This window comes from Corynebacterium sp. CMW7794, assembly GCF_001563605.1.
Lineage (GTDB): Bacteria > Actinomycetota > Actinomycetes > Mycobacteriales > Mycobacteriaceae > Corynebacterium > Corynebacterium phoceense.
The window spans coordinates 1-6,290 of record NZ_KQ961778.1 but is presented as its reverse complement, the minus strand read 5'-3'; the positions used below and the strand labels follow the sequence as shown (position 1 = coordinate 6,290).

Below are 6,290 nucleotides of genomic sequence, written 5' to 3'. Positions count from 1 at the left end.
CCCCGACGTGTCTACTTTCCAGGGGTCAGGCCCTCGTGCGGTGAGCCAGACTTCCCCATCGTCGTCCGCTGATGCTGGGGCATCGTGTGATCAGCAGTGACACCGATGACGCGCACCTGGTGCTCGAGTTCGTCCATCAAGTCCGATGTCCAGTCGAGTTCCGAGATGGCTTGGGTGTGGAAGGCAAGCTTGGCGCACAGGTCGACGGGCCCAGTCTCATTTTCACGTATTTTCACCCGCACATCACCAAGGGCGTTGAAGGCGACTTCGCGCAGGAGTGTGGATTGGTCGAGCCAGCATGCGACGTAGAGCCAGTTGCCGGGGGGATTTTGGTCCGGGTGTTGGCTTCATGGTGCGGACTTCGGGTGGTGCAGGCCGTGAGTATTTGAGGCTGTCGAGTTCGCGGTAGAGGTTGGCGAGGTCGCGCGCCAGCTGGCACTGGGGTTGCTCGTCGGTCTTCATGAGTTCTCCTCGATCTAGTTCTCGATGACTCGGCCTTCGGCTACGAAGAGACCGCGGGCTTATTGTTTGACTTCGTTTGGGCATACTCCGTTTTCGATGAGCAAGGCTAGGAATGCGGCGATGAGGCTGCTGCCGATGCCGGGGATTCGGGTGAGGCCGTTTTGCGGCGTTCACAGGTGTCGGGGGTATGCGGTAGCAATTAGGCGGTTTTGTGCGACAATCGCGCTTCTGGCCGGGTTTTCCGACGGGCAGGGTGTGGTCGCATTTGTAGGCCACTGGAGCTTTTGCTGGTGTGCCGGTGCCGGACGTGGCGCGGGTGCTGGGTCATACGCCGGCGCAATTATTGAAGACCTACACGCATGCGTTGCCGGGTAGTGGGGATCGTGTGGCGGCTGCTATCAGTGCGTCTGTGGGGTGCGGGATTTCTGCGGGATCGCCGGGCTTGCGGGTTGTGGGATAGTGACTGTGAGCTGGCCATTTATGTAGTTTTGGGAATGTGGGCGAATGAGTCGACCATAAGCCGGATTCTGTACGCCGCCCGTGTGGGTGGCGCGACGAACATCCATCTAGACCAACCGTTGCCAGTTGGTTCAAGCAGCTACCTTCAGGCTTAGGCGAGCAGCCCTCAATCACCTGAGCAGGCCCGCCAGTGGCGAGCCGTGATGCCTTGCTCCCAGTGGGGTTTACCCAGCTACCGCCATCGCTGACGGTACTGGTGCGCTCTTACCGCACCGTTTCACCCTTACCGGTTCCGCACAGCGTTCGTTTCCGAACGGAGTGAGGAAACGGCGGTCTACTTTCTGTTGCACTTGCCCGCGGGTCGCCCCGGGTTGCTGTTAGCAACCACCGTGCTCTGTGGAGTCCAGACTTTCCTCGGCGTCCGCTGGCCGCTGTGAAAGCGGTAGTTCGGCGCGTCGCGTTCGTCCGGTCGGCTCATTCGCGACTTTCTAGTCTAGCCCCAGGTGCGAGACATCGTTAATCGAGCGGACGAGCGAGCCCGAATCCCAGAACTCGACGACGGAGACGGAGGCCAGGTCGAGGAAGATGTGGTTTACGGTCGCGGCGCCGGTGCCGAGGGCCTGGCGCAGGAGATCCTTGATGGGGCCCACGTGGCTTACCACGAGGACGGTCTTTCCGGGGTACTCATCGACGAGGGCGCGGCGGGCTTTGAGCACGCGGCGGTGCAGCGCCTGCTGGGACTCGCCGCCCGGCGGGGCGATGGACGTGTCCTCGAGCCACTCGGAGTGTAGTTCGGGGTCGCGCTGGTGGGCTTCGTCGAAGGTGTGGCCTTCCCAGGCGCCAAAGTCCATCTCGCGCAGGTTGTCGGCGGTGAGCACAGGCAGGTTCACAGCGGAGCCGACAGCCTGCGCGGTGTCGCGGCAGCGTTGCAAAGGGCTCGAGACGATGGCATCTATGCTCCAGCGGGAGGCGGCGCGGGCGGCGGCCTCGGCTTGGGCGCGGCCCGCGGAGGACAGCTCAGCGTCGGTGCGCCCGGCGTACTGGTGGGCCTCGCTCATGGCGGTGGCACCGTGCCGCAGGAGGATGAGGCGCGTGACGGGTCCGCGCTCCCCGAGCCAGGACAGGTTGGAGGCAGGAATAGGGGTCTCCGAGTCAGAGGCCGGCGCGGGGGCGGGAGACGGAGTCTCGGTAGCGGGGGCATCGGCACGCTGGACAATGCCGACGGGGTGCCCGGCAGCACAGGCGTCCATGGCGTCGTTGGACAGGGCGTCGGCCACCTTGTTCTTCGCACGCGGGACCCAGGTAATGGAAAAAGACTGGAAGCCAGAGATGATCCGGCGGGCCTCGAGCGCGAGCTTTTGCATGTCCGGGTGCTTGATTTTCCAGCGCCCGGAAATCTGCTCGACGACGAGCTTGGAGTCCATGTAGGTCTCCACCTCGGTGGCACCTAGGTCGCGGGCGGCCTCGAGGCCACGCAGGAGTCCGTGGTACTCGGCGACGTTATTGGTAGAACCCTTGCCCACGACGTAGGCGATTTCACGCAGGACGGTGACTCCGTCCGCGGCGTAGACGACGGTGCCGGAGCCGGCGACGCCGGGGTTGCCGCGCGAGCCGCCGTCCGTGTACATGACGACCTTCATTGACCAGCCTTTAAAAAATAGTTAGCGAACGAGGAGCGCGCCGCAGTCCGGGCACTCGGGCAGCTCTTCTGGAGCGGCGCCGCGGATGGAGCCCACGGCGGCCGGCGGGAGCTCGATGTAGCAGGATCCGCACGCGCGGTTCTTGAACTTCGCGGCGCCCACGCCGTTTTCGACGCGGAGGCGGTCGTATTCCTCGAGCACGTCCGTGGGCAGCAGGTCGCGCAGCTCAGAGATGCGCACCGTGGGATCCGGCTGGGCCTCGCGGGCATCGCGGGCAGCCTGAGCTTCGCGGCGGGCGGCCTCAAGCTGACGCTCGGCCTCGGAAATCTGGGCGCCGTGGACGTCCACGTTGTTGCGCAGCGCGTGAATCTCGTTGTGGGCTTCCTGCAGCTCGCTCATGAGATCCGCAATGCGGGACTTCGCGGTGTAGCGGTCGTGCTCCAGGTCACGGCGCTTTTCCGGGTCGAGTTCGGCGGTGAGCTGCGCCTTGTCGTCGCGCTCGCGGCGACGCAGCTTGCGCTCGTCAGACTGGATGCGCAGAATCTCCGCCTCCATATCGTCCACAGCCATCTGGGCCGAACCCGCGGCGTTGCGCAGGCGGGCGAGCTTCTGTTCCTGCTTGGCTACTTCCTTCTCCTCAGGCAGCTGTCCATCTACAGCCACGCCCTGGGAGCGCTGGAGGTTCGCCAGCTCGAGGAGTACCTCGTGCAGTTCTACGCGCAGTTTCATAGTTCAGTTCTCCTTGTGTGCGCTGATCGTCCATGGGTCGGTGCGCAACTCGATAATCTCGGCGCTGACGCCGGTTGCCTCCACCACAATATCGCGCGCCTGCCCGGTCCACGGAAATTCGCTCGCCCAATGTGCGGTATCGATCACCGCGATATCGTGTGCGCGCAAGGTCTCATCCACCGGATGGTGGCGCAGATCCGAGGTCACGTACACATCCGCGCCGAGCTTCGCCGCCGCCTCCAGGAAGCTATCGCCCGAGCCGGAGCTCACCGCGACGGTCTCCACCGTCCGGTCCGGGTCGCCGGCCGCGCGCACGCCCCACACCGTCTCCGGCAGAGCATTGGCCACCTGCTGCGTAAATTCCCGCAGACGCATAGGCCGCTCAAGCTTGCCGATGCGCCCCAGCCCCAGCGCCGTGTCCAGGTCCTTACGGCCGACTGTCTCGACGACCTCGAAGGCCGGCACCTCGTACGGATGCGCCTCAAAGATCGCCTGTTCAATGGCACCGCGCTTCGAGGAGGGCGCGACAAATTCCACGCGCAGTTCGTCGACGCGCTCAAGCTTTCCGATGTCCCCTTCCGCCGGGTTGGCTCCCTCCACCGGCTTGAATTGGCCCTGGCCCGCAAATTCGAAGGAGCACTCGTGGTAATTGCCGATGGCGCCAGCGCCCGCGGCGAAGACGGCGGCCTTGACGGTCTCGGCATCCTTGGCCGGGACGTGGAGTCCCCAGTGGTCGATGACCTCAGGGTCGACCGGCACGATGGGACGGCCAGGCTTTATGCCCACGAGCTCGGCGAGGCGATCGTTCACACCCGGGCGGGCCTTGTCCGCGTTGGTATGCGCGGCGAAAAGGGCAACCCCTCCGGCGAGGAGGGTGTGGACGACCTTGCCCTTAGGGGTATCGGCAGCAACGCTTGTCACGCCGCGCAGCAGCAGCGGGTGATGGACAATGAGCATGTCGGCGCCGATCGCCACGGCACGCTCGGCGACGGCCTGCGTGCAGTCGAGCGCGAAGGCTACTTTCTTCACCTCGGCCGCAGGGTCGCCGCAGATAAGCCCCACCGCATCCCACTTCTCCGCCAGGTGCGGCGGGTAGGCCGCATCCATCACCGCGCGAATGTCGCCAACAGTAGTCATAATCTCGCTTTCTCGTTTCGGGCTCTGGCCCACTATCCTAGACGCCATGACCACACCTCATGTCGACTCCGGCGAGCCGGATAAGCGCCTGCACCTCGTCTTTGTTTGCACCGGCAATATCTGCCGCTCCCCCATGGCCGAGGTCATTGTCCGCGACGCCATGGAAAACGACATGCTCGATCTCGCCGCCCGTACCTCTTCGTGCGGCCTCGGCGGCTGGCACGTGGGCCAGGGCGCGGACGAGCGCGCCATCGCCGAACTGCGCCGCGCTGGCCACGACGGCGCCGCCCACCGCGCCGCCCAGCTGGGCGAAGAACACATGGACGCCGACCTCTTTATCGCCATGGACTCCGGCCACCGCGAGGAACTCCTCAAGCGCGGCGTTGATCCGGAGCGCGTCGTCCTCATGCGCTCCTTCGACCCGAATGCGTCTGGCCCCGATGTCGCTGACCCGTATTACGGGACGGAGGACGACTTCACGACGACCCGCAAGAACATCGAAGCGGCGGTTCCCGGGCTACTCGATTGGATTCGCGAGAACGCGTAGACTTCCCAACTGTGTTGAAGACGTTTCTCAAGCCCCAGTGGGTTCTGCTCACGCTCTTCGTCGTGGTCTTTTCCTACTTCGCATTCACCACGCTCGCGCCGTGGCAGCTGGGCAAGGACCACGACATCGTCGAGCGCAATCACGAGATCGAGGCCGCCTACGAGTCCGATCCCGTCCCGCTCACTGATGCGGTGACGTCCACCGGCGAAATCGCCAACAAGGAATGGACCCGCGTCACGCTGCAGGGCCACTACCTCGCAGACAAGGAAGTCCTCCTGCGTCTGCGCCCCGTCGAGTCCGGCCCCACGTATCAATCGCTCGTGCCCTTCGAAACGAACGACGGTCTCACCATGCTCGTTGACCGCGGCTGGGTCGCCGCCGGCGAGGGCAACGCCGTGCCGACCATCGAGCCGGCCCCCACCGGCGAAGTGACGCTCACCGCGATGCTGCGCACCGCCGAGCGCGTCCACACCTCCGCCCCCATCGAGGACCAGGGCTACACGCAGGTCTACTCCATCAACCCCGGCCAGGTGGGCAAGCTTGAGAACCTCACGCTGGGCACGGACTACGTCCAAATTTCCCACGACGACCAGCCCGGCGTGCTCAACCCCATTCCGGTCCCCCAACTCGACCGCGGCTCGCACCTGTCCTACGGCTTCCAGTGGATCGCCTTCGGCATCATGGCTCCGCTAGGCCTTATCTACTTCGTCTACGCCGAGCTGCGTGAACGCCGCCGCCTGCGCGAAGAAGAAGCCGCCATGGCCGCCGCCGCGACGACCGACGCCGAGGCCGCTGCCTCCGCGCCGGAGCCCTCGCCGGAACCGGCTGAGTCCTCTGAGTCTGCGGAATCTGCTCAAACAGCTGCAGCGCCTGCCGCGACCGCAGCACCCGCGACCACCCCCGCTGCGCCCGCGTCGCGCCGTTCCCGCACGCGCTACGGCGACGCGAAGCCGGACTACTACGAGAAGTTCAACAAGCGCGGGCGCGAGCGCTTCTAGTCAGACTATGAGACGCCCTTGCCACGTCAGGTGATTGAACCTAAAGACGGCTTTCGCAACGGCGGACCGGATTAAGTTCAAGGAAGTGTGCGGCTCATGCACGAAACCCCGTTCTGCGAGCCAGAACGGGGTTTCTTGTGGTGCGGCATGGGGTGTCTGGTTCCGTGACATCGATCCGCTATGTCTCGCGACATCGATCCGCCCACCCACGCCTCTGATGTCCGACAACACCGTTCCGCTGTTCCACCCAAACTAAGCCGGCCTGCACAAATGAGTCCAACTGAAGGGCCTGACCCCTGGAAAGTAGACACGTCGGGG

At 64.8% G+C, this 6,290-nt stretch carries 6 protein-coding genes and 1 other RNA gene; 2 read left to right on the top strand and 5 right to left on the bottom strand.

The features are described from left to right. Window positions 1-11: 11 nt before the first annotated feature. The 5 genes from HMPREF3227_RS11155 to HMPREF3227_RS11135 form a co-directional block, all read right to left on the bottom strand. Window positions 12-236: a hypothetical protein gene (locus HMPREF3227_RS11155; protein ID WP_066513105.1), complete on the bottom strand. Its 225-nt coding sequence runs from the start codon at window positions 234-236 to the stop codon at window positions 12-14. A 727-nt stretch (window positions 237-963) separates the two neighbouring features. Continuing rightward, an RNA gene (gene rnpB, locus HMPREF3227_RS11150) (RNase P RNA component class A) lies at window positions 964-1,398 on the bottom strand. A gap of 11 nt (window positions 1,399-1,409) precedes the next feature. Then, entirely contained in the window at window positions 1,410-2,561 is a 1,152-nt protein-coding gene (locus HMPREF3227_RS11145) for a bifunctional RNase H/acid phosphatase (protein ID WP_066513102.1), read from the bottom strand. A 21-nt stretch (window positions 2,562-2,582) separates the two neighbouring features. After that, window positions 2,583-3,290, bottom strand: coding sequence for a zinc ribbon domain-containing protein (locus HMPREF3227_RS11140; RefSeq protein ID WP_066513100.1), 708 nt, complete (start codon window positions 3,288-3,290; stop codon window positions 2,583-2,585). Between the two features lie 3 nt (window positions 3,291-3,293). Continuing rightward, a complete protein-coding gene (locus HMPREF3227_RS11135) occupies window positions 3,294-4,427 on the bottom strand; it encodes a Nif3-like dinuclear metal center hexameric protein (RefSeq protein ID WP_066513097.1) in 1,134 nt (377 codons plus the stop codon). A gap of 46 nt (window positions 4,428-4,473) precedes the next feature. Between HMPREF3227_RS11135 and HMPREF3227_RS11130 the strand changes: the two genes are divergently transcribed. Further along, window positions 4,474-4,974 (top strand): low molecular weight protein-tyrosine-phosphatase, encoded by a 501-nt coding sequence (locus HMPREF3227_RS11130; RefSeq protein ID WP_066488471.1) that lies wholly within the window; start codon window positions 4,474-4,476, stop codon window positions 4,972-4,974. Between the two features lie 11 nt (window positions 4,975-4,985). After that, window positions 4,986-5,972: an SURF1 family cytochrome oxidase biogenesis protein gene (locus HMPREF3227_RS11125; RefSeq protein ID WP_066513094.1), complete on the top strand. Its 987-nt coding sequence runs from the start codon at window positions 4,986-4,988 to the stop codon at window positions 5,970-5,972. The last annotated feature ends 318 nt before the right edge of the window (window positions 5,973-6,290 follow it).